Genomic DNA, 21,745 nt, shown 5'->3' on the forward strand with positions numbered 1-21,745 from the left:
CAAACTAGACCATCTGGCGCATGGCGCGCAGCATGATCCAATCCGGTGCGTAACGGGAGCGATTACTTGAGGCTGCCCGACAGAAATTGTTGCAGGCGCTCCGATTGCGGGTTGACCAGCACTTCCCGTGGGTTGCCGCTTTCTTCAACGATGCCTTTGTGCAGGAATACCAACTGGTTCGACACTTCGCGGGCAAAGCCCATTTCATGAGTCACCACCACCATGGTCCGGCCTTCCTGCGCCAACGCCTGCATCACTTTGAGCACGTCGCCCACCAATTCAGGGTCGAGGGCCGAAGTCGGTTCATCGAACAGCATCACCTCCGGCTCCATCGCCAGGGCCCGGGCGATCGCCACGCGCTGCTGCTCGCCGCCGGACATGTGGCCTGGGTAGGCGTCCTTGCGATGGGCCACGCCGACCTTGTTCAGGTAGTGCTCGGCCTTCTCCCGCGCTTCGGCCTTGGCCACGCCCAATACATGCACCGGCGCTTCCATGATGTTTTCCAGGGCGGTCATGTGGGACCACAAGTTGAAGTGCTGGAACACCATCGACAACCGCGAACGCATGCGCTGCAGTTGCTTTGGGTCCGCGGCCTTCATGGCGCCGTCCTTGCCTGCTACGAGCTTCAACTCTTCGTTGTTGAGCAATATCTTGCCGGCATGGGGTTGCTCAAGCAGGTTGATGCAACGCAGGAAGGTACTCTTGCCGGAGCCACTGGAGCCGATGATGCTGATCACATCGCCGGCGGCGGCTTTCAAGGACACGCCCTTGAGCACTTCGTGACTGCCATAGCGTTTATGCAGGTCTTGGACTTCAAGCTTGTACATGCGGTCGGTTCTCACAAAACGTCAATCGTTGAGCAGTCGATCGGATCGATGCGTTATCAGTGCTTGCGCGGGGCCAGGTAACCCAGCCAGCGGCGCTCGGCCAGCTTGAACAGGCGCACCAGGATGAAGGTCAGGCACAGGTAGAACACGCCGGCCGTGATGTAGGCCTCGAACGGCAAGTAGTACTGCGCATTCACCGTGCGCGCGGCACCAGTGATGTCGATCAAGGTGACGATGGACGCGAGACTGGTGGTCTGCAGCATCATGATCACTTCGTTGCTGTATTGCGGCAGCGCCCGGCGCAGGGCCGAGGGCAGCAGGATCCGGCGATACAGCTTGTAGCGCGACATACCCATCGCCTTGGCCGCCTCGATCTCACCGTTGGGCGTGGCCCGCAGGCTGCCGGCGATGATTTCGGCGGTGTAGGCGCTGGTATTGATGGCGAACGCCAGGCACGCACAGAACGTCGCGCTGGACAGCCACGGCCAGAGGAAGCTTTCGCGCACGACGGCGAACTGCGCCAGCCCGTAATAGATCAGGAACAACTGCACCAGCATCGGCGTGCCGCGAATCACATAGGTGTAGAGCCACGCCGTCATGTTGACGACCGGCTGCTTGGACACCCGCATCAGCCCCAGGGGCAGCGCCGCCAACAGGCCGAAGAACAGCGACAAGGCCAACAGCTTCAGGGTGGTCAGCAAGCCGTTGAAGTACAGCGGCAAGGCTTCAATGATGACGTTGTAGTCGAAGATCATAGATCAGCCGCCCTTACGCCTACCGAGTAGCGCTTCTCAAGGTGACGCAATGCCAGCAACGAAACGCTGGTGATCACCAGGTACATCGCCGCCACTGCGAGGAAGAAGGTGAAAGGCTCGCGGGTGGCATCCGCCGCCTGCTTGGCCTTGAACATCATGTCTTGCAGGCCCACCACGGAAATCAGCGCGGTGGCCTTGGTCAGTACCAACCAGTTGTTGGTGAAGCCCGGGATCGCCAGTCGGATCATCTGCGGCACCATCACCCGGAAAAACACCTGGAACCCACTCATGCCGTACGCCATGCCCGCCTCCGCCTGACCCTTGGGGATGGCCATGAACGCGCCGCGGAAGGTTTCCGACAGGTACGCGCCGAAGATGAAACCCAGGGTGCCGATACCGGCCGCCAGCGGATTCAGGTCGATGTAGTCGTCATAGCCAAGCATCGGCGCCACACGGTTGAGCAAGTCCTGGCCGCCGTAGAAAATCAGCAGGATCAACACCAGGTCCGGAATGCCGCGGATTACCGTCGAATACAGGTCGCCCAGCCACGCCAGCCAACGGACCGGCGAGAGGCGCAGCGCGACACCAATCAACCCCAGGACGATGGCCAGGGCCATGGACGACAAGGCGAGCTGAAGCGTCAACCATGCGCCATCGAGGATGACAGCCCCGTAGCCTTTCAACATGATTCAGGTCCTCGAAAGTGGGATGAAAAAATGGCGCAAACCGCAGAAATCCTGTTGCTTGCGCCATTTCGCCGCAGTGGCGGGACGTGTTACTTGCCGTAGATGTCGAAGGCGAAGTATTTATCCTGGATCTGCTTGTACTTGCCGTTCTCGCGAATGGCAGCGATTGCAGTGTTGATCTTGTCTTTCAACGCGTCACCCTTGCGAACCGCGATACCCACGCCGTCACCGAAGTATTTGACATCGGTGAAGGCCGGGCCAACAAACGCAAAGCCTTTGCCCGCGTCAGTCTTCAGGAAACCGTCATCCAACAGCGTGGCGTCGGCCACGGTGCCGTCGAGGCGACCAGCGGAGACGTCCAGGTAGATCTCGTTCTGCGAACCGTACGGCTTGATCTCGGCACCCAGCGGGGCCAGGACTTCACGTGCGAAACGCTCGTGAATCGAACCGCGCTGCACGCCAATATTCTTGCCCTTGAGCTCGGCCAGGCCGTCGCTGACCTGGGTGCCGGCCTTCATCACCAGACGGGCCGGGGTGTTGTAGTACTTGTTGGTGAAATCAACGGATTTCTTGCGATCTTCAGTGATCGACATCGACGACAGGATCGCGTCGATCTTGCGTACCTTGAGCGCCGGAATCAGGCCGTCGAACTCTTGCTCGACCCACACGCACTTGACCTTCATCTCTTCACACAGCGCATTGCCGATGTCGTAGTCGAAGCCGACGATGCTGCCGTCCGGAGCCTTGGAGGCAAACGGAGGGTAAGCGGCTTCGATACCGATTTTCAGGGGCTTCTCATCAGCGAAGGTCGGCAGGGACAGCACGGACAGTGCCAGGGCGCCAAGCAGCACAAGTTTCTTCATCTTGGGACTCCATCGGTAAAGGGCGAAAACGGCAGAGTGAGCAACAGCCCAATATGCGAATGGGTGGAACGAACTTTGGTGCTGCGTCCGACAAGCGCGCATTTTATTCAACGCAGGCCACGACGAGCGAGTGATCGGCATTCTAACGACAGGCCCGAAGCCGATATTTCTTCAATGCGACAACAAATTACAGAAGCACCGAGAAAGCTGTTCGAGCACATTGACAGCCCCGCAAATACATGCAAGAGCAAAGGAAAGGGAACCGATCCATGCTGCAAATAGCGGGCCCATTATTGGCAAACCCTTCTAATCCGGCAAGCACAGCGTGTCGGCTTGTTTTTCGAGATGCGTGAAAACGCCCTGCAACGGGGCTTGGCGTTTCACATCGCCCCGTTGTGGCGCCTTTGGTTACACATTTCGAAACGTCGGTAACGTTCCGACGCTTCTTACATTGAACGCCGATATTTATTCATCCACCAAACCCGTGGCGAGGGAGCTTGCTCCCGCTGGGCTGCGCAGCAGCCCCAAAAGCCAGGCACCGCGTTTGTTCAGGCATACCGCATTGACCGGTTTACGACTGCTGCGCAGCCGAGCGGGAGCAAGCTCCCTCGCCACAAAGGCACCACACTTCAAGCCCACCCTGCGCGCCCATAAAAAAACCCCGCCCGGCAAATACCGGGCGGGGCTCTTGGGTACTACATGCGACCGTCAGGCGACGTTCATGGTCTTGTGCGTCTCGATCAGGTGCGCCACCACACCCGGATCGGCCAGGGTGGAAATATCACCCAAACCGTCGTATTCCGCCGTGGCAATCTTGCGCAGAATGCGACGCATGATCTTGCCGGAACGGGTCTTCGGTAGGCCCGGCGCCCACTGAATGACATCCGGCGAGGCAATCGGACCGATCTCCTTGCGCACCCAGTTCTTCAGTTCCAGGCGCAGGGCCTCGCTGGTCTCTTCGCCGGCATTGAGGGTGACGTAGACATAAATGCCCTGCCCCTTGATGTCATGCGGCACACCCACGACCGCCGCTTCGGCGACTTTCGGGTGGGCGACCATTGCGCTCTCGATCTCGGCGGTGCCCATGCGGTGACCCGACACGTTGAGTACGTCATCCACCCGGCCGGTGATCCAGTAGTAGCCGTCCTCGTCGCGACGCGCACCGTCGCCGGTGAAATACATGCCGCTGAAGGTCTTGAAATAGGTATCGACAAAACGGTCATGGTCGCCGTACAGGGTACGCGCCTGGCCTGGCCACGAATCGAGGATCACCAGGTTGCCTTCGGCAGCGCCTTCGACCAGGTTGCCGAGGTTGTCCACCAGTGCCGGCACCACACCGAAGAACGGCCGAGTCGCGGAACCTGGCTTCAGCGCCGTAGCGCCTGGCAACGGGCTGATCAGCACACCGCCCGTTTCGGTCTGCCACCATGTATCGACGATCGGGCAACGCTCCTTGCCGACATTCTTGTGGTACCAATCCCACGCTTCCGGGTTGATTGGCTCGCCCACCGAACCCAGCAGACGCAGGCTGCTGCCATCGGCGCCTTCGACGGCGGCGGTGCCAGAGGCCATCATCGCGCGAATGGCGGTAGGCGCGGTGTAGAGAATATTGACCTTGTGCTTGTCGATCACCTTGGCCACCCGGGTGATGTCCGGGTAGTTCGGCACGCCTTCGAACAGCACCGTGGTCGCGCCGTTGGCCAGCGGGCCATAGACGATGTAGCTGTGGCCGGTGACCCAGCCCACGTCGGCGGTGCACCAGTAGATCTCGCCTGGCTTGTAGTCGAACACCCGCTCATGGGTCAGCGCGGCGTACAACAAGTAGCCAGCCGTGGTGTGCTGCACGCCCTTGGGCTTGCCGGTGGAACCGGAGGTGTAGAGGATGAACAGGGCCTCTTCGGCGCCCATTTCCTTCGGCGCGCATACGGTGCCGGCGACCTTCATCAGGTCCTCGTACCAGATGTCGCGGTGCTGGTTCCACTTGATGTTGCCCGCCGTGCGCTTGCACACGATGACTTTCTGGATGCTGCTGGTTTCCGGGTTGGTCAGCGCATCGTCGACGTTCGCCTTGAGCGGGATTTTCTTGCCAGCACGAATGCCTTCGTCGGCGGTGATCACCACTTTGGATTTGCAGTCGATGATCCGGCCGGCCAGTGCTTCAGGAGAGAAGCCGCCGAACACCACCGAGTGAATCGCACCGATGCGGGTACAGGCCAGCATCGCGACCACGGCCTCGGGGATCATCGGCATGTAGATGGTCACCACGTCGCCACGATGCACGTCCTGCCCGCGCAAGGCGTTGGCGAACTTGCAGACTTCTTCGTGCAGCTCGCGATAGGTGATATTGCGGCTCTCGGAAGGATCGTCGCCTTCCCAGATGATCGCGACTTGATCGCCGCGCTCGGCCAGGTGTCGGTCGAGGCAGTTATAGGAAACGTTCAAGGTGCCATCGGCAAACCACTTGATGTCGACATGGTGGTCGTCGAAAGAAGTCTGCTTCACCGTGGTGAAAGGCTTGATCCAATCGAGGCGCTTGGCCTGCTCGCGCCAGAAGCCGTCCGGGTTGACGACCGACTGCTGGTACATGGCCTTGTAGGTCGCCTCGTCAGTCAGCGTATTGGCCGCTACCTCGGGACGAACGGGATACACAGAAGCCGCACTCATCTTTCTTACCTCGGTGACAATAGTTGTTTTTGTATGATCCCGTTGTAGCCCGGGGCGGGCCTATAGAACCATTCGACGATGGTAGTAACAAGTCCCTACAAAATGTCGGTACTAACTGGCAAACGCACTTGAAGATATCTTCATGTGGCGAGCAAGCCTGCTCGCGAAGGCGCTGGGTCAGCCATCATCGATCCAACGAAAAGTCAGCCGATTGTTACCAGATCAACCAACAGTGTTTATCAAAACCGAGTCTGTTTGCCCCCGCCCCCAACTTCTAAAATCCACCTCGCCAACCGGCAAACACGATTGACGCAACACAGCCCCCACGAAGGCCGTTGATCCAACTTCCAAAACTCGCTCCACACGCAGCCCCAAAAAGGCTGCGTGCCCCCACTCGACCTCAACAAAGGTGAAATACAGATGAAAGCTTTATGGGTTCTGGTCCTCGGCAGCCTCTGCACCACCGCGATGGCTGACGAAACCCCGACCGATCTCGCGCAGCAAAAACCGGCTATCGAGGAGTACACCTACTCCAGCCACTTGGACATTGCCAAGGTCCTTTCCATGAGCACGATCCCGAACGTTTGCGAAGTGGTCCCGGCAACAATGGAATACGAAGACTCCAAGGGCCAACGCCACATCCTGCGCTACCGCGTCCTGGGCAACGGTTGTTCCGACAGCTGATCACAACCAGCAATCCCACGGCCCGATACCGATCGGGCCTGGTTGTGTCTGGAGCCACCAAAAAGCGCCAGAAAACACAACATGTAGTGCAAAACGGCAAAAATCGATCATTTTGTGATCAAAAAAAGTCGTCGCCCTATCCATGCGAAAAAAAACTTCAGCGGCCAAAGCCTTGTAAACCCGCGCTCCCATGCGGATACGCCCCTCACCACCCCTCCCGTGAGCTATTTCGCCGCACCACGTAGGCAAAAAAGTCCTTATAATGCCGCCTTAAACGGGCCTGCAATATTCCCTTACAGGGATCACGCCAGCCTGGAGCCAACGCAGGGGGCAATCGCCTTCCCGCTCTACCGCCGCTCCGGAATGACCCGTACATTTTTCTGTTTATTGCCTGCGTCAGCTGCTGCAACAAACGATTTTTCAAGATCCACCGCGGCCAGTAGGCCTTATCGGGCATCTGGCCCTCACGCAGGAGACGACACGTCATGCTGAGCTGGGACGAATTCGACAAAGAAGACGGCGAAGTTGCCGTAAAAGGCGCCAACGCCGGCCACGCTTCTGAAGCCAACATGGACCGCCTCGACAGCGCCGGCGGTGCCGCCGCCCTCGAAGCCCGCGCCGTGACGGCCAGCGACTCGGCCGCGATCATTCGCGCCAAGGCGGCCCTCGACAAACTCGACGTCGCCGAAGGCCTCGCCGAACTCGAAGGCGCCTCCGCCCGTGTCGCCGTCGATGAAAAGCGCATGATCAACTGCCGCGCCGACCTCAACCAGCTCGTGCCATTCAAATACGACTGGGCCTGGCAGAAGTACCTGGACGGCTGCGCAAACCACTGGATGCCGCAAGAAGTCAACATGACCGCCGACATCGCCCTCTGGAAAAACCCGGAAGGCCTGACCGACGACGAACGCCGCATCGTAATGCGCAACCTGGGCTTCTTCTCCACCGCCGACTCCCTGGTTGCCAACAACCTGGTCCTGGCCGTGTACCGCCTGATCACCAACCCGGAATGCCGCCAGTACATCCTGCGCCAGGCGTTTGAAGAGGCGATCCACACCCACGCCTACCAGTACTGCATCGAATCGCTGGCCATGGATGAAGGCGAAATCTTCAACATGTACCACGAGATCCCATCGGTCGCGAAGAAAGCCGCCTGGGGCCTGAAATACACCCGTTCGATCTCCGATCCGAAGTTCGAAACCGGCACCCCGGAAACCGACAAAGAGCTGCTGCGCAACCTGATCGCCTACTACTGCGTTCTGGAAGGCATCTTCTTCTATTGCGGCTTCACCCAGATCCTGTCCATGGGCCGCCGCAACAAAATGACCGGCGTCGCCGAGCAGTTCCAGTACATCCTGCGCGACGAATCCATGCACCTGAACTTCGGCATCGACGTGATCAACCAGATCAAAATCGAAAACCCACACCTGTGGGACGCCGAGATGAAGGAAGAAGCGACCCAGATGATCCTGCAAGGGACCCAACTGGAAATCGAATACGCCCGCGACACCATGCCTCGCGGCGTGCTGGGCATGAACGCGGCGATGATGGAGGACTACCTCAAGTTCATCGCTAACCGTCGTCTGTCGCAGATTGGCTTGAAGGAAGAGTATCCAGGAACGACCAACCCGTTCCCTTGGATGAGCGAGATCATGGACTTGAAGAAAGAGAAGAACTTCTTTGAGACGCGCGTGATTGAGTATCAAACGGGTGGGGCTTTGAGCTGGGATTGATTCGAAAGGAAAATCCTAGGCTGCATGCGTCACTGAAAACCCCGTGAAAGCGGGGTTTTTTACATTCAAAACCAGGCTTGGTTCAGCGCCTCCGATTTGGGGCGCTTGATGAGCAAGCACCTCGATGAGCGCATGACCCGAAAGCTTGATCCTGTCCAGCGCCGGATCATGCTCGTGCATGTCCACGGCTTGACCGAAGAGCATCTGATGCTGAGCGAGTCGGGCGTCTAGCGTTACTGGTTTATCACTAGTGCCCTGAGTATCGATTGCTGCGTGAGTGGATCACGCATCAGGTGGTGCCTACCCTGCGGGATGAACGCTACTCCCATAAGGTGGAACGGCCTAAATTGAGCGTGTTGGATTGGCCGAGGATGTCGCTCTGCATGCTGCACTGGCAGGATGAGCCATGGATTCGCTTGCGGGATATGCCGGCGGTGCTGGTGGATGATCCGTTTAGTCAGCATGAATCCTGGTGGCGGAAAGCTTCTCGGATTTTGCGAGGGTTTTGAGTATTCAATCATTAGCTGACGTCCGTGTTCGGGCGGCGGTTTTTTTGTTGGGAATATTGAATTGGGGCTGCTGCGCAGCCCAGCGGGAGCAAGCTCCCTCGCCACGGGTGTAGGCTCTGAGAGCTTCAGCGTCTGTTGATAGAAAAGAATTGATGGGGATATGTAATGACGAAAAAGATAAGAAGTGAGGCCTTCGAGTCGATTCACAGCTCGGCCGAAGCGCTGCTGAAAATCGGCGCTATCAACGAGGTCACCATGCGAGAGTTCGACGAGGCGTGCATGGCTGAGGTATCTGCTGAAATCTCAGATCAAGAGGATTTACCTACAGTCAGAGCCGGCACTCAAAACCCTTGAGGATGTCCTCAGGGGTGCGGTCGAAATCCGCCGGCATCCGAATCTACCCCTTTAACCGCCCAGGCTTGCGCGCCTGCGGTGTATCGACATGAGGCAGCAGATCCAGATAAGGCTTGCCGGCCTTGGTGATCACCACTCTGTCGCCCTGCCATGCACGCGCACCCAGCTGTAAGAGCTGGGACCTCGCTTCGTGCAGGGTTACTTGAACCTGTTCGCTCATACACCGTCTTCGCTCATTCGCCTGGGCCATTCTCGCCACCCTTTACCTTTTTAGTGGCTCTGAGAGTAGCAACTCTACCGGGCTGCTCTTTGGACTTTCGTTTAGGGTTGGCGCCGCGAGCGGGCGCTTTGGGGTCCGGTTTTTGCGGTCGGGGTGGCGGCGTGTAAAGAGGTACAGCAGCCATCACCCCCAAGCGCAGTCCAAACTTTCTCAGGATCGCGTCGAGGGTGCTGATGCTCGGATTACCCTTGTCCTTTTCGATCTGGTAGAGAGCCTTTGTCGACATCTTGCACATAACTGCGAAGGTCTCTTGGTCGAGACCAGTAACCTCAAGTCTCAGCCGGCGAATAGAGGTTCCCAGGGGTTGGGTCCCTGTCACATGTTGCATGACGATGTCGTCAATGATCGCCCTGCGTCGTTCACCCGTGTTTTCTTTCATCGCAATTCTATTTGTTGTTTCGGCAATATAATGCCGGTTATCCGGAAGGTCAGGCCATAACCGGTATTATGATACCGATTACGTCAATCTGGGACCGGAAAAGGGGCCGCTTCGCAGCCCAGCGGGAGCATGCTCCCTCGCCACGGGTTGATGTCAGGGCACAGGTGGGCGGCAGGCTTGATGGTTGGGTTGGGTTTGGGAATCGCGAGCAGGCTCGCTCCCACAGGAGTTCTTTGGTGGGTTGAAACTTTGGGTGCAGCCCGCCACGTCCTTCGGTATTAATACACTTCCTCTCACGGACCCGAGCCCCGATGAAATTCGATACCGCCTATTGCCTCAGCCTCGATGCCAAGCTTTCGATCTATGACGTTCGGGATCTGAATTTCGACGAGACCATGGCATTCGACTCGGCCAAGGAGCGCTTTCAGTGCCCCAACGAGGCCTGTCGGGCGGCGTTTGATGAGGGGAATCGACTAACGACGTTCAACGCCAAGAACGTCAATTTCATCCGCACGCCGCATTTCAAGAACCAGCCCGCTACCCGGCATATCGAAGGCTGCCCTTATGTCAGTCCGAAAATGCCAGGGCAGGAGGCGGAAAGCGTTGAGGCAGATGACGACCGCGAGGAGCATTTTCCGTCGGAGTTGTTACTGACTCGGCGTCAGTACGTGCGCAAGCCGTCCGCCCCGTCTGACAACGTTGAAGCGAATCGGCCTACGGTCTCATCCGTATCTTCCCACGGTGATAACGATCATTCCGCGCAGGATTCAACACCGGACAAAACCAGTGTCTTCGCCCACCCGGTGGAATGTTTCGTTTCGAATTTCGATAACAAGGACCTGCTCAAGCGCATGCCGTTGAAGATTGGCGAGCACACGGCGCCCTACGGATCGTTCTTCAAGAAGATCGAGTATTTGCAGGACAATAAGGGCTTGATTTACTGGGGCAAGATCAAGGAGATAAAGGATTACACCCTGAGCTTTCGCATCGACTTCGAAGCAAAGGTCTGGTTCAAGCAGCCGGACGAGGCGAAGAAGAAGCCTTACTCGGTCAACGTTTACCTGAGCAAGAAGCTGATCGACAACTACCGCAAGCGCAAGGCGTTCCTGGCAGAGATCAAGCACGCCATCGACAGTGATGCGCCGTTGTATTGCTTCTTTTATGGCGTCACGCCCGAGTTGAGGCAGGTGCCGAGCAAGAAGAACCCCGAAGAAACGTTCGGGGTGTTCAGTGCCAATATCGACAACCTGGATCACTTCATTATTCGGGAAGCGCCGGGGTTGGCTGAAGACTGATCCGGCTGAAGGCCCGTACGAGCCTGCGTAAACCCATTGCCCTGGACCTGGGCTATGACAGCCCAGCGGCGTTTTCCACCATGTTTCGCCGGACGCTCGGCCATGCTCCGAGCACCTGGCTGGAGATGACCGCCGGTCATTGATCAAAAAAATGAGATTGATCGGGACTCAAAACAACTGTACAAAAACACAGTATTTTCGAATCCCATAGCTTTGGAGCACCCCATGGCCTCTCTCGCAATCAAAACCACCCTGGAACGCATCGCTGTCTATCAATTCACCCCCGCCCACAGTGCGCAGGCCCGAGCCATGCTGGGCTGGAGTGTCGAGGAGCTGTCCCGGCAATCCGGTGTATCGGTCCAGGCTATCAGCCGCTTCGAGGCTGGTGGCGAGTTGCTCGATGTGACCCGCTTGGCCCTGGCCTTTCGCCTGGAGGCCGAAGGCCTGGTGTTCTTCCCCGGCTTCGCACCGGGGCGCGGCATGAACATCAAGGGTGCGACGCCGGACCCGATGGGGCGGCCTGATTACGCGATGATCGAATAACACCGTTTGTGCAAGTGCTAGGCGATACCCGCTTGGTCCTGGTACGCCGAGGGTTCCACATCCAGCCACCAGGCACGGCCACGTTGCGGTTGCGTCAGGGTGAAGGCTTCGCCCATTTGCGGCGTGGTGATACAAACGTTGCGTTCCCCGGCCAGGGCCAGGATGCGATTGAAAGGCTCGTACCAGGCATGCATCGCCAGGTCGAATGTGCCGTTGTGGATTGGCAGTAGCCAACGACCCTTGAGATCGATATGGGCCTGCAAGGTCTGCTCCGGCTGCATATGGACATGGGGCCAATCCACGTTATAGGCGCCGGTTTCCATCAGCGTCAGGTCAAAAGGGCCGTATTGCTCGCCGATGCGCTTGAAACCTTCGAAGTAACCGGTGTCGCCGCTAAAGAAGATTCGCGTGTCGCCATCGATTATTACCCATGAGGCCCACAAGGTGCTGTTGCTGTCGAACAGGCCTCGACCGGAAAAATGTTGGGAAGGCGTGGCGATGAAATCGATACCGTCCACCTCGGTGCCCTGCCACCAGTCCAACTGGCGCACCTTGCCGGCTTCGACGCCCCATTTGACCAGAGTGTCGCCCACGCCCAGGGGCGCCAGGAAATGACGGGTCTTGGCCGCCAGCTTGAGAATGGCTTGATGGTCGAGGTGGTCGTAATGATCGTGGGACAGGATCACCGCTTCGATCGGCGGCAATTCTTCCAGGCTGATGGGCGGTTGATGAAAACGCTTCGGGCCGGCCCATTGCACGGGTGAAGCACGCTCGGAGAACACCGGGTCGGTCAGCCAGAACTTGTCCCGCAGCTTGAGCAGCACCGTGGAATGACCGAGGCGGAAGGCGCTGTGATTCGGCGCGGCCAGCAGCGCGGCTCGACTCAACGGTTGTACATCGATGGCGCCCGCAGGACGGGTGGAGCGGGGCTTGTGGAAAATCATGTTCCAGATGATGCGCAGGGTCGTGCCAAATCCTTCACGCGGCGTGAAGGCATGGTTGCGATATTTGCCCTGGTCTTGCCGCGAGGACTCATGGGCAGGAGGATGGTTGGTCGAACAAGAGGGATGGGGCATGGTGCGATAACTCCAAGGGCGTCCGCACGTATGCGCTTCGCCGTTGCGGGACGCTGAATGGCCGTTGCATGTACGCTCAGCCGCCTTATTCAAAACTACACCACTCGGTGTAGTTTCCAGATTGCATGAATCGAAAGAGCAAGTAAACTACCGAGTGTAATTTTCCTTTGCCGACGAACTGCCCATGACCGCACCGCAGCGCCTTACCGAGCGAAAACGCGAAGCCATTCTCCAGGCCGCGATTGCTGAATTCCGCAACAGCGGTTTCGAAATCACCAGCATGGACAAGATCGCGGCGACGGCAGGCGTGTCGAAGCGCACGGTGTACAACCACTTTCCAAGCAAGGAAGAACTGTTTGCCGAAATCCTGAATCGGTTATGGAACAGCATCACCGCAGAACAGGACATGCCCTACAGCCCGCAAACGCCGCTACGGGAGCAGCTTCAAACGTTGCTGCAAGCCAAACTGCAATTGCTGGCGAACGAGAATTTTCTCGACCTGGCGCGCATCGCCATCGCCGCAACCATTCATTCCCCGGAGCGAGCCCAGGACATGGTGTCGCGCATGGGGCAGCGCGAGGAAGGCCTGGCTGCCTGGATTCGCCAAGCCCAGGCCGATGGCCGCTTGAAACCCGTGGAGCCGGCATTTGCCGCCCAACAGATGCACGGGTTGCTCAAGACGTTTGCGTTCTGGCCACAGGTGTCGATGGGGCAACCGAGCCTGACCCAGGAGGAACAAACCCACGTGATCGAATCGGCCCTCGACATGTTCCTGAATCGGTACCAAGCCTGAACCTCAGCCCCACCGCAAATTGCGCCCCAATTCATCGAACAAGGTCACCACCGAGCGCAGGGCCCGGCAGTCCGGTCGGGTCAGGAGCCACAAAGCCGTGTCATAGCCCTTCAACGGTTCGCCAAGTGGGATCAGTCCTTTATCTTCATTGATCAGAAAGTCAGGCAGTGCCGCAATCCCCAGACCTGCCCTCACCAGTTCGGTGACCGACAGCATGCTGTTGCAGCGATAGGCAGGCACTACGCCGGGTAGATGCTGGCGCCGCCAGGCCACCGTGGGGTGGTCGGGGAGGAAATCATCCGGCGCGATCCAGGTCATGGCGGCCAGGTCATCTGCATTCGCCGCGCGAAGATACGTAGCGCCGGCGCATACCCGGTAAGCCACATGGCCCAGGTTGCGACCGACCAGGTGTTCCGGCGGTGTACGGGTCAGTCGCAACGCAATGTCGGCATCGCGGCGGCTGAGGTTGGCGAAGTCGTTCGAAGTGCTCAACTCAAGACTCAACGCCGGATAAGCGGGCATGAAACGCGCCAGCGCCGGCAGCAACAACGTTTGCAGGACTGAGTCGCTGCAGGTCAGGCGTACCGTCCCGCTGATCACCTCACCGCCCTGCTCCACGCCCACTCGCGCCGCCTCCAACGCCTGCTCGGCGCGCTCGGCTTGTTCGGCCAACGCCTGGGCCAGGCTCGTGGGCAAATATCCAGAGCGGCTTTTTTCAAACAAGGGCAGGCCCAAGGCCGCCTCCAGCCGACGTACCGAACGAAACACCGTGGACACGTCCACCTGCAGGAGGCGAGCGGCCCGGGACAGCGAGCCGCCACGGACCAGCGCGAGGATCAGGGATAGATCGGGGTAGTCCAGACGATAGTGCGCCGCTGCATTGATCACTTGGGTAAACGCCAATATTGATTGCGTGAACGCCAATCTATAGTGGCCACCAGGAATCAACAAGCGGCGAGCCTCCCATGGATAAACAACGTCCTTTAAACATCGCCCTGATCGGCGATCACGACCCTCAAATCACCGCTCACCGGGCGATCCCCCTCGCACTCGAGCTCGCGGGCAAGCAAACCAGCCATGAAATCCGGTTTCAATGGCTGGGAACGTCGCACATCACCAACACCGCCGTGCTGGAGGATTTCGACGGTGTCTGGTGCGTACCCGGCAGCCCGTACCAACATGAAGAAGGGGCCTTACGGGCCATTCGTTTTGCCCGCGAACAGCATCGGCCTTTCCTCGGCACCTGCGGCGGTTTTCAACATGCGGTGCTGGACTACGCCCGCAACGTGATGGGCTGGGCCGACGCCGTCCACGGCGAAACTTCTCCCGAAGCTGAACGGGCACTGTTGACGCCGCTGAGCTGTGCGCTGGTGGAAACCTTCGACAGCCTTCAACTCGATGCGGAGTCGTTGATTGCCAAGGCTTACGGCCGCCGGACGGTATCGGAGGGCTACCATTGCCGTTTCGGCGTCAACCCGGATTTGGAAAAGGATTTGTTGAATCAGCGGCTGCACGCCGTTGCCCGGGATTCGGACGGCGGCCTGCGAGCGGTTGAACTTCAAGGCCATCCGTTTTTTGTCGCGACGCTGTTCCAGCCTGAACGCGCAGCATTGGAAGGCCGCGTGCCTCCGCTGGTAAGCGCGTTTGTCGAAGCCTGCGCGGAGCAAACGCCATGAGCGCCCATTATTACGCCGTGATTTTCACTTCCCTGCGTACCGTCGCAGACCAAGGCTACGCCGAAGCCGCCGAGCACATGTTGAACCTTGTCCAGGAGCAACCCGGATTTCTCGGCATCGAATCAGCCCGTGGCGACGACGGCCTGGGAATTACCGTGTCCTATTGGCGCGATGAAGCTGCAATCCTGGCGTGGAAGCAGCATCCCGAACACAGCGCGATCCGTGAGCGAGGCCGCGCGACCTGGTATGCCCATTGCCAGACGAGGGTGTGCAAAGTCGAACGGGACTATGCCTTCCAACGCCAGACTTGATATCGGCCTCAAAACCAGTGGGGGCGAGCTTGCGATGGCGGTGTGTCAGTCACGATGATGCTGGCTGATCCACCGCTATCGCGAGCAGGCTCGCTCCCACACTATTCCCCGGGGTGCACGCAGTCATTGGTCAGTACCAATTCCTAGTGGGAGCGAGCTTGCTCGCGATGGCGGTGTGTCAGTCACGATGATGCTGGCTGGTCCACCGCTATCGCGAGCAAGCTCGCTCCCACACACTATTCCCGGTGGTCACACCTTCGTTGTTGAGCACCAATTCCTAGTGGGAGCGAGCTTGCTCGCGATGGCGGTGTGTCAGTCACGATGATGCTGGCTGATCCACCGCTATCGCGAGCAGGCTCGCTCCCACACACTATTCCCGGTGGTCACACCTTCGTTGTTGAGCACCAATTCCTAGTGGGAGCGAGCTTGCTCGCGATGGCGGTGTGTCAGTCACGATGATGCTGGCTGATCCATCGCTATCGCGAGCAGGCTCGCTCCCACACTATTCCCCGGGGTGCACGCAGTCATTGGTCAGTACCAATTCCTAGTGGGAGCGAGCCTGCTCGCGATGGCGGTGTGCCGGGTCACGATGATGCTGGCTGATCCATCGCTATCGCGAGCAGGCTCGCTCCCACACCATTCCCCGGGGTGCACGCAGTCATTGGTCAGTACCAATTCCTAGTGGGAGCGAGCTTGCTCGCGATGGCGGCGTGCCGGGTCATGATGATGCTGGCTGGTCCACCGCTATCGCGAGCAAGCTCGCTCCCACACTATTCCCCGGTGGTCACACCTTCGTTGTTGAGCACCAATTCCTTGTGGGAGCGAGCCTGCTCGCGATGGCGGCGTGCCGGTCACGATGATGCTGGCAGATCCACCGCTATTGTGAGCTAGTGGCGTGGGAAAAATCTGCTTTACGCAGGTCAATGTCGGTATGGCGATAGCGTCCGCAGCGTTCAGTTGTTAAAAGAGAGGTTTACAGAAACCTGCGAAAGGATCTCGAGCATGCCCCTCACCTTTACTCGTAGCGCCCTGATGTTGAGCCTGTTGCTCGGACTCGGTCCGACACATGCCGCCGAGGCGCCGCAACCCAAAGCCCTGGCGAACCGTCAGGGCATTCCACATCCAGCAGTCATCGCCCATCGCGGCGCATCGTTCGACGCACCGGAATCCACCGCCGCCGCCTACAAGTTGGCCCGCGACCTGGGTGCCGACTACCTTGAGCTCGACCTGCAACGCAGCAAGGACGGCGTTCTGTTCGTCTTGCACGACGACAGCCTGCTGCGCACCACCGATGTCGCGACCAAGTTTCCAGAACGCAAGGACAGCACCGCCAACGCCTTCACCATGGCCGAACTCAAGACGCTGGACGCCGGCAGCTGGTTCAACGCGGCCTACCCGGACCGTGCGCGGCCTTCCTTCGTGGGCTTGAAAATCCTTACGCTGGACGAAGTCATCAACATCGCCGAGGGCAACCCTCAGCAAAAGCCAGGGCTGTACATCGAGACCAAGGAGCCCAAGCTGTTTCCCGGCATCGAGCGCGACCTGAAGGATAAATTGCAGGACCGAGGCTGGCTGAGCCCATCCGGCTCCAAGCTGGCCAAGCGCGCCCTCGGCGTGGGCCAGGGCAAAGGCAAAGTGGTCTTGCAGACCTTCGAGAAAAGCAGCCTGGAACTGCTGCACAAGGAAATGCCGAAGGTTCCGAAAATCCTGCTGCTGTGGGTGGGCGAAGGCAACATCGAGCCTAAATCCAAAATGACGTTCGGCGAGTCCGGTGAAACCGACAAAGCCGTGTACTACGCCAAGCAAGAGCCCAAGGACAAGGCCGAGTTCGAGCAATGGGTCCAGTACGCCAAGACCCACGGCGCCATCGGCACCGGCCCTTCGGCGGCGTTGACCCATGGCGGCAGCCAGAGCTATGCGGACCTGGTGAAACCGTGGATGAACCAGTACACCCACGACCAGGGTTTGCTGGTACATGTCTACACCGTGGATGAGCCGGTGGACTTCAAGAAAGTGATGGATGCCGGCGTGGATGGCATTTTCACCAATCGGGCCAGTGAGTTGCTCAAGTACTTCAAGCGTCCCGAAACAGGAACCGTGGCGCAACTACTGAAGAAGAACGGTTACTGAGCGAGTGCTGGATCAGGGCATTTAACAAAGTTTTTCGAATTAAGGATGAATTAAGTTGCCAGAGATAATCTGAACCCACTTAAACGACTCACCCTTTGACGACACCAAGGAAATACAACATGAAAACTTTGACTGCCCTGTTCACCGCTGCTGCCCTGACCCTCACCGCTGGCCTTGCCCAGGCTGATGTTCGCGTCGACCAGATTCCTCAATTGGTAAAGGAAGGCAAGATCAAATCCCTGGAATCGATGAATGCCGAAGCCCTGAAGTTGCACCCGGGCGCGACCATCACCGATACCGATTTGGATAATCACTTCAACGGCTACGAATATGAAGTGGAACTGCGCGACGCCAAAGGTCAAGAATGGGATGTAGACTTTGACGCCACCACTGGTAAAGTTCTGAGCAACAAGCAAGATAATTAATCAGCCGCGAAAAGAGCCGCCCAACTTTCAAGTTGCGCGGCTTTTTCACGTACGTATGTAAAGCTGTGCCAGGCCGGGACGCCACAGCCCAACCGTCACAAAACCTTCAAAAATCCCTGCAATGATGCCGCTCAAGTGAACCTGTCGCCGCGACGGGCACTCCCCGTCAGCGAGCCTCAATGAACCACAGCATCGACCAAAGCCATCGCGACCCGGATCTGTTCGGCCTGCTCTACGGATTCAGCTTCCGCCCCGGCGAGCGCGGGCGAGAGATCGGTTCGGCCCAGGCCCTGCAAAGCCTGCAGCAACCCCAGGATCCTGATGAATTCCTCTGGTTGCACTTGAACCTTGCCCACGCCGCGTGCGAGCGCTGGATGAAAAATCACCTGGCCTTGCCCCAAGAGTTCTTCGAAGCCTTGCACGAAGGCTCGCGCTCGACCCGCATCGAGCACGTGGATTCGGCCTTGCTCGCGGTGGTGAACGACGTCATATTCAACCTCAGCAACATGGTGTCTTCGGATGTGTCCACGTTATGGGTTTGCGTGAGCAGTCGGCTGATCGTCAGCGCACGGTTGCAGCCCTTGCACTCGGTCGACAAGCTGCGCTCATCGGTAAAGGCCGGGGAAAGCTTTCGCTCGCCACTGGAATTGCTCGTGCATTTGCTGCGCGACCAGGGCGAGGTACTGACCCAGATCGTGCGCAAGACCAGCCTCAGCGTCGACCAGATCGAGGACCAGTTGCTGTCTTCGCGGGTCTCGACCAACCGCGCCGAACTGGGCAGCCAACGCCGGGTGCTGGTGCGCCTGCAACGCCTGTTGGCGCTGGAACCGGGGTCGTTGCTGCGGCTGCTCAATCGCCCGCCGCAATGGTTGCAGAAAGAAGACGTCAAGGAGCTGCGCAAATCCACCGAGGAGTTCGCCCTGATCATCAACGACCTCACCGCGTTGGGCGAGCGGATCAAGCTGTTGCAGGAAGAAATCGCCGCCAACCTCAACGAACAAAGCAACCGCACACTGTTCACCCTGACGGTGGTCACGGTGCTGGCACTGCCGATCAACATCATCGCCGGTTTCTTCGGCATGAATGTCGGTGGCGTGCCGCTGGCGAGCGACCCCGAGGGTTTCTGGATCCTGGTGGCGCTGGTCGTCACCTTCACACTGTTCGCCGGCCGCTGGGCGTTTCGCAAGCGGCGCGATTATTGAACCTGGTCCTCTGCGCCCCGTATTAATTTGTGGCGAGGGAGCTTGCTCCCGCTCGGCTGCGCAGCAGTCGTAAAAGCTGTCGCACCGCGCTGAATGGCTTTGGGGCAGCTGCGCAGCCCAGCGGGAGCAAGCTCCCTCGCCACGGGTGTTACCAAGCCCTATTCAAAACAGATCAATGCCATCAGGCACTCAACCGCGCCGTCACTTCGTTCAGTTGGCCCGACAACCCTTGCAAATCCCGACTGGCCGCTTCGGTACGCTGGACGTTATCCAGGTTGGTGCTGGCGATACAGGTGATTTCAGTCAGGTTGCGCGAGATGTCCTCAGCCACGGAGGTCTGCTCTTCGGCCGCCGTGGCAATCTGGCGGTTCATGTCGCGAATCGCTTCGACGGCCTGGGTAATGCGTTCGAGCATTTCGCCGGCCTGGGTCACTTGCTCGACACTTTCCTCGCTGCGCGACTGCCCGCTTTCAATGGCCTGGGCCGCGTCCACCGCACCGGTTTGGACCGTCTGGATGATCTGGTTGATCTCGATGATGGACGCCGCCGTACGCTGGGCCAGGCTGCGCACCTCATCGGCCACCACCGCAAAACCGCGCCCGGCTTCACCGGCCCGGGCCGCTTCGATGGCGGCGTTGAGGGCCAGCAGGTTGGTCTGTTCGGCGATCCCGCGAATCACTTCCAGCACCTTGCCGATGCGCCCGCTGTCGGTTTCCAGGCGACGGATCACCGTGGCGGTGTTCGCAATCTCGCCGCGCATCTGGGTGATGGTGTGGATGGTGCCGTGCATGACCTTCTCGCCCAACTGTGCCGAGTGATCGGCATCATCGGCCGCCCGCGCCGCGTCGGCGGCATGGCGGGCGACTTCCTGGGCGGTAGCGGACATTTCATTCATCGCGGTCGCCACTTGATCGGTGCGTTCGAATTGCTCGCTGGTGCCCTGGCTCATCAGGCTGGCGATGGCGTTGAGCTCGCCGCTGGCGCTGTCCAGCTCCGTGGCGCTGCGTTGCAGGCGGTTGAAGGTTTCAGCGAGGAAGTCACGCAGCGTATTTGCCGCGAGGGCCAGGTCGCCCAGTTCATCTTGACGCGTGCTCGACACACGCTCGGCGAAACGCCCACGGCTCAGTTGAGTCACGTATTCGATGAGGTTACGGATTGGCTGCACCAGGTTGCGGTTGACCAGCCAGAGACTCAGCATGCCGACCAGCAAAGCCGAGACCAGCATGATCACGGTGCCCAGCAGGATCGTGCGATCAGCACCGGCACTGATCAGCGCCGATTGCTCATTGCCCAATTTATGCAGCTCCACCACCAACTCGCTCATCTGGTCACTGGCGGCACGGTCGAAGCCCTTGACCGCCGCATCCCCCGCCGCGGCGTCTGCGCCAGAGGCGACAAACGCATCACGGCCTTTTTGATAGGCGGCGCCCAGTTGTGCGTGCTCGCTTTGCAGACGTTCGATGCGTGTCCTGATCGGTGCCGGAACACCGTCATGCTTGATCAACTCACCCAAAAGGTTCTGGACATCGCGCTGGCGATCGTCGAACTCCTTCCAGTATTTTTCCAACTCTGCCGGCTGCTTGCCGCGCAACAGAACGTTTTTCCACTCCTGGACCTGCACCTTGAATTGCAGGTTGGCCTCGTCGATCAACTGCGAGGCGCGCAAAGGGCCATCGATGAGGTTTCGATAATTGTGGATGCCATCGGAAAGGAAGTGAAAGGACGCCAGGGCGATCAACAGCATCGCCAGCAGGCTGCCGCTCAGGAGAGCCAGAATCTGGGCTCTCAGGGATTTTTGTACAAACATGGAATCGATCTCTTCGAATAAAAGGACGTCCATGTCCTGGGTCTGCTCTCGCAACTGCATGTGCAGAATTCCTAGACGAGATCGGCTTGAATGCCTTGTTCTTGAGCCTCGCCGACCACCGGTAGCAAGCTTGCTTTCGCTGGCTGGACATGACCTGTCCAGACAAGCCCATCGGTCGCTCCATCTGAATTTAAAAGTCTTTTTGTCATTTCCACTGGGGTATCCTGCCCAGGCTTTTTAAAAGCGCGGATCTACCAGATCTATCCAACAGACTTTGCGAGGAGCGCGATATGCACGAGATTCCTAATCTCCCCTTCCCTAGCCTGCACGAACCTGAGCAGACGACCCCGCTACAAGCCGGAGGGCAACCCGCCTCCCAGCAAACCGAGCCGCAGCAAGCCACTGAACGCCGTCAGGCCGACAGCGAAGACTGATCCACCCGCACCACCAGACTGTGTGGAAAGCGCTAAGATGCGCTTTCCACACCGCCTGAACCCGAGCCCCACCATGACCGACGAAACTTCCTCCTTCAGCCCGGCCCAGGCCAGCGTGTTGATCGGCACCGCCGAAAAAATGGTCGAGATCTGGACCCGCCTCTCTCCCGAGAAACAGGCCGCCCTGCTGGCGCGGTTCGGCACGCAGGAAAATGCCTTGGCGGCACTTGTCACCACGCACCTGGTCGCTGGCAAGACCACACCTGAATCTCCGTCCGGCAAATAGTTTTACTTTTCCACGCTCCATCCTGTCGGTCGC

General features: G+C 58.9%; 23 protein-coding genes and 3 pseudogenes. 15 read left to right on the forward strand and 11 right to left on the reverse strand.

The genetic code is table 11. From position 1 onward, the window contains the following. Positions 1-62: 62 nt before the first annotated feature. The 5 genes from M1D68_RS19100 to acs form a co-directional block, all read right to left on the reverse strand. A complete protein-coding gene (locus tag M1D68_RS19100) occupies positions 63-827 on the reverse strand; it encodes an ABC transporter ATP-binding protein (protein ID WP_434560239.1) in 765 nt (254 codons plus the stop codon). A 56-nt stretch (positions 828-883) separates the two neighbouring features. Continuing rightward, on the reverse strand, positions 884-1,582 hold the full coding sequence (locus tag M1D68_RS19105; RefSeq protein WP_420767505.1) for an ABC transporter permease: 699 nt from the start codon (positions 1,580-1,582) through the stop codon (positions 884-886). Beyond that, positions 1,579-2,268 (reverse strand): ABC transporter permease, encoded by a 690-nt coding sequence (locus tag M1D68_RS19110; RefSeq protein WP_420767506.1) that lies wholly within the window; start codon positions 2,266-2,268, stop codon positions 1,579-1,581. The genes M1D68_RS19105 and M1D68_RS19110 overlap by 4 nt, the downstream gene beginning before the upstream one ends. Positions 2,269-2,357: 89 nt before the next feature. Then, the gene (locus M1D68_RS19115; RefSeq protein WP_420767507.1) at positions 2,358-3,131 is read right to left on the reverse strand and encodes an ABC transporter substrate-binding protein; all 774 of its coding nucleotides are present in this window, start codon (positions 3,129-3,131) and stop codon (positions 2,358-2,360) included. Between the two features lie 708 nt (positions 3,132-3,839). Beyond that, on the reverse strand, positions 3,840-5,795 hold the full coding sequence (acs, locus tag M1D68_RS19120; protein ID WP_420767508.1) for an acetate--CoA ligase: 1,956 nt from the start codon (positions 5,793-5,795) through the stop codon (positions 3,840-3,842). Between the two features lie 420 nt (positions 5,796-6,215). Between acs and M1D68_RS19125 the strand changes: the two genes are divergently transcribed. The 4 genes and pseudogenes from M1D68_RS19125 (at position 6,216) to M1D68_RS19140 (ending at position 9,075) form a co-directional block, all read left to right on the forward strand. After that, the gene (locus M1D68_RS19125; RefSeq protein ID WP_420767509.1) at positions 6,216-6,479 is read left to right on the forward strand and encodes a DUF2790 domain-containing protein; all 264 of its coding nucleotides are present in this window, start codon (positions 6,216-6,218) and stop codon (positions 6,477-6,479) included. 485 nt (positions 6,480-6,964) lie between these two features. Further along, a complete protein-coding gene (locus M1D68_RS19130) occupies positions 6,965-8,212 on the forward strand; it encodes a ribonucleotide-diphosphate reductase subunit beta (protein ID WP_024776511.1) in 1,248 nt (415 codons plus the stop codon). Between the two features lie 63 nt (positions 8,213-8,275). Next, a pseudogene (locus tag M1D68_RS19135) lies at positions 8,276-8,721 on the forward strand (BRO family protein); the annotation flags it as partial. Between the two features lie 165 nt (positions 8,722-8,886). Next, positions 8,887-9,075, forward strand: coding sequence for a DNA-binding protein (locus M1D68_RS19140; protein WP_445570790.1), 189 nt, complete (start codon positions 8,887-8,889; stop codon positions 9,073-9,075). A 43-nt stretch (positions 9,076-9,118) separates the two neighbouring features. Here the strand turns inward: M1D68_RS19140 and M1D68_RS19145 are convergent, their stop codons facing one another. Both M1D68_RS19145 and M1D68_RS19150 read right to left on the reverse strand, forming a co-directional pair. After that, positions 9,119-9,295, reverse strand: coding sequence for a type II toxin-antitoxin system Phd/YefM family antitoxin (locus M1D68_RS19145; protein WP_457968035.1), 177 nt, complete (start codon positions 9,293-9,295; stop codon positions 9,119-9,121). Between the two features lie 13 nt (positions 9,296-9,308). After that, positions 9,309-9,734 (reverse strand): helix-turn-helix transcriptional regulator, encoded by a 426-nt coding sequence (locus M1D68_RS19150; RefSeq protein ID WP_457968036.1) that lies wholly within the window; start codon positions 9,732-9,734, stop codon positions 9,309-9,311. A gap of 311 nt (positions 9,735-10,045) precedes the next feature. Here M1D68_RS19150 and M1D68_RS19155 point away from each other — a divergent pair, with 311 nt between their 5' ends. The 3 genes and pseudogenes from M1D68_RS19155 to M1D68_RS19165 all read left to right on the forward strand — a co-directional run bounded on the left by M1D68_RS19155 (position 10,046) and on the right by M1D68_RS19165 (position 11,572). After that, positions 10,046-11,029 (forward strand): hypothetical protein, encoded by a 984-nt coding sequence (locus M1D68_RS19155; protein ID WP_457968037.1) that lies wholly within the window; start codon positions 10,046-10,048, stop codon positions 11,027-11,029. 35 nt (positions 11,030-11,064) lie between these two features. Beyond that, positions 11,065-11,172, forward strand: a pseudogene (locus M1D68_RS19160) (AraC family transcriptional regulator); the annotation flags it as partial. Between the two features lie 82 nt (positions 11,173-11,254). Next, on the forward strand, positions 11,255-11,572 hold the full coding sequence (locus M1D68_RS19165) for a helix-turn-helix domain-containing protein (RefSeq protein ID WP_457968038.1): 318 nt from the start codon (positions 11,255-11,257) through the stop codon (positions 11,570-11,572). Between the two features lie 17 nt (positions 11,573-11,589). Here M1D68_RS19165 and M1D68_RS19170 read toward each other — a convergent pair whose 3' ends face one another. Continuing rightward, complete coding sequence (locus tag M1D68_RS19170) at positions 11,590-12,648, reverse strand: MBL fold metallo-hydrolase (protein ID WP_457968039.1); 1,059 nt, start codon at positions 12,646-12,648, stop codon at positions 11,590-11,592. Between the two features lie 184 nt (positions 12,649-12,832). On the opposite strand from M1D68_RS19170, the gene M1D68_RS19175 reads away from it, so the two are divergent. Continuing rightward, a complete protein-coding gene (locus M1D68_RS19175; protein ID WP_420767515.1) occupies positions 12,833-13,441 on the forward strand; it encodes a TetR/AcrR family transcriptional regulator in 609 nt (202 codons plus the stop codon). A 3-nt stretch (positions 13,442-13,444) separates the two neighbouring features. Here the strand turns inward: M1D68_RS19175 and M1D68_RS19180 are convergent, their stop codons facing one another. Next, positions 13,445-14,392 (reverse strand): LysR family transcriptional regulator, encoded by a 948-nt coding sequence (locus tag M1D68_RS19180; protein WP_457968040.1) that lies wholly within the window; start codon positions 14,390-14,392, stop codon positions 13,445-13,447. 14 nt (positions 14,393-14,406) lie between these two features. Between M1D68_RS19180 and M1D68_RS19185 the strand changes: the two genes are divergently transcribed. The 5 genes from M1D68_RS19185 to M1D68_RS19205 all read left to right on the forward strand — a co-directional run bounded on the left by M1D68_RS19185 (position 14,407) and on the right by M1D68_RS19205 (position 19,185). Further along, on the forward strand, positions 14,407-15,117 hold the full coding sequence (locus M1D68_RS19185; protein WP_457968041.1) for a CTP synthase C-terminal region-related (seleno)protein: 711 nt from the start codon (positions 14,407-14,409) through the stop codon (positions 15,115-15,117). Continuing rightward, complete coding sequence (locus tag M1D68_RS19190; RefSeq protein WP_457968042.1) at positions 15,114-15,428, forward strand: antibiotic biosynthesis monooxygenase family protein; 315 nt, start codon at positions 15,114-15,116, stop codon at positions 15,426-15,428. Before M1D68_RS19185 ends, M1D68_RS19190 begins: the two co-directional genes overlap by 4 nt. A gap of 1,002 nt (positions 15,429-16,430) precedes the next feature. Next, positions 16,431-17,558: a glycerophosphodiester phosphodiesterase gene (locus tag M1D68_RS19195; RefSeq protein WP_457968043.1), complete on the forward strand. Its 1,128-nt coding sequence runs from the start codon at positions 16,431-16,433 to the stop codon at positions 17,556-17,558. Positions 17,559-17,677: 119 nt separating this feature from the next. Further along, complete coding sequence (locus tag M1D68_RS19200; RefSeq protein WP_420765179.1) at positions 17,678-17,983, forward strand: PepSY domain-containing protein; 306 nt, start codon at positions 17,678-17,680, stop codon at positions 17,981-17,983. Positions 17,984-18,162: 179 nt separating this feature from the next. Beyond that, positions 18,163-19,185, forward strand: coding sequence for a transporter (locus tag M1D68_RS19205; protein WP_457968044.1), 1,023 nt, complete (start codon positions 18,163-18,165; stop codon positions 19,183-19,185). A 181-nt stretch (positions 19,186-19,366) separates the two neighbouring features. Here M1D68_RS19205 and M1D68_RS19210 read toward each other — a convergent pair whose 3' ends face one another. Together M1D68_RS19210 and M1D68_RS19215 are read right to left on the reverse strand one after the other, a co-directional pair. Further along, a complete protein-coding gene (locus M1D68_RS19210) occupies positions 19,367-20,134 on the reverse strand; it encodes a methyl-accepting chemotaxis protein (RefSeq protein ID WP_420765413.1) in 768 nt (255 codons plus the stop codon). Positions 20,135-20,299: 165 nt separating this feature from the next. Beyond that, positions 20,300-21,052, reverse strand: a pseudogene (locus M1D68_RS19215) (methyl-accepting chemotaxis protein); the annotation flags it as partial. Positions 21,053-21,282: 230 nt separating this feature from the next. Here M1D68_RS19215 and M1D68_RS19220 point away from each other — a divergent pair. Together M1D68_RS19220 and M1D68_RS19225 are read left to right on the forward strand one after the other, a co-directional pair. Then, positions 21,283-21,426 (forward strand): hypothetical protein, encoded by a 144-nt coding sequence (locus tag M1D68_RS19220; protein ID WP_420765181.1) that lies wholly within the window; start codon positions 21,283-21,285, stop codon positions 21,424-21,426. A gap of 37 nt (positions 21,427-21,463) precedes the next feature. Beyond that, positions 21,464-21,712: a hypothetical protein gene (locus M1D68_RS19225; protein WP_434560259.1), complete on the forward strand. Its 249-nt coding sequence runs from the start codon at positions 21,464-21,466 to the stop codon at positions 21,710-21,712. Positions 21,713-21,745 lie beyond the last annotated feature (33 nt).

This window comes from Pseudomonas sp. R4-84 (assembly GCF_054130985.1).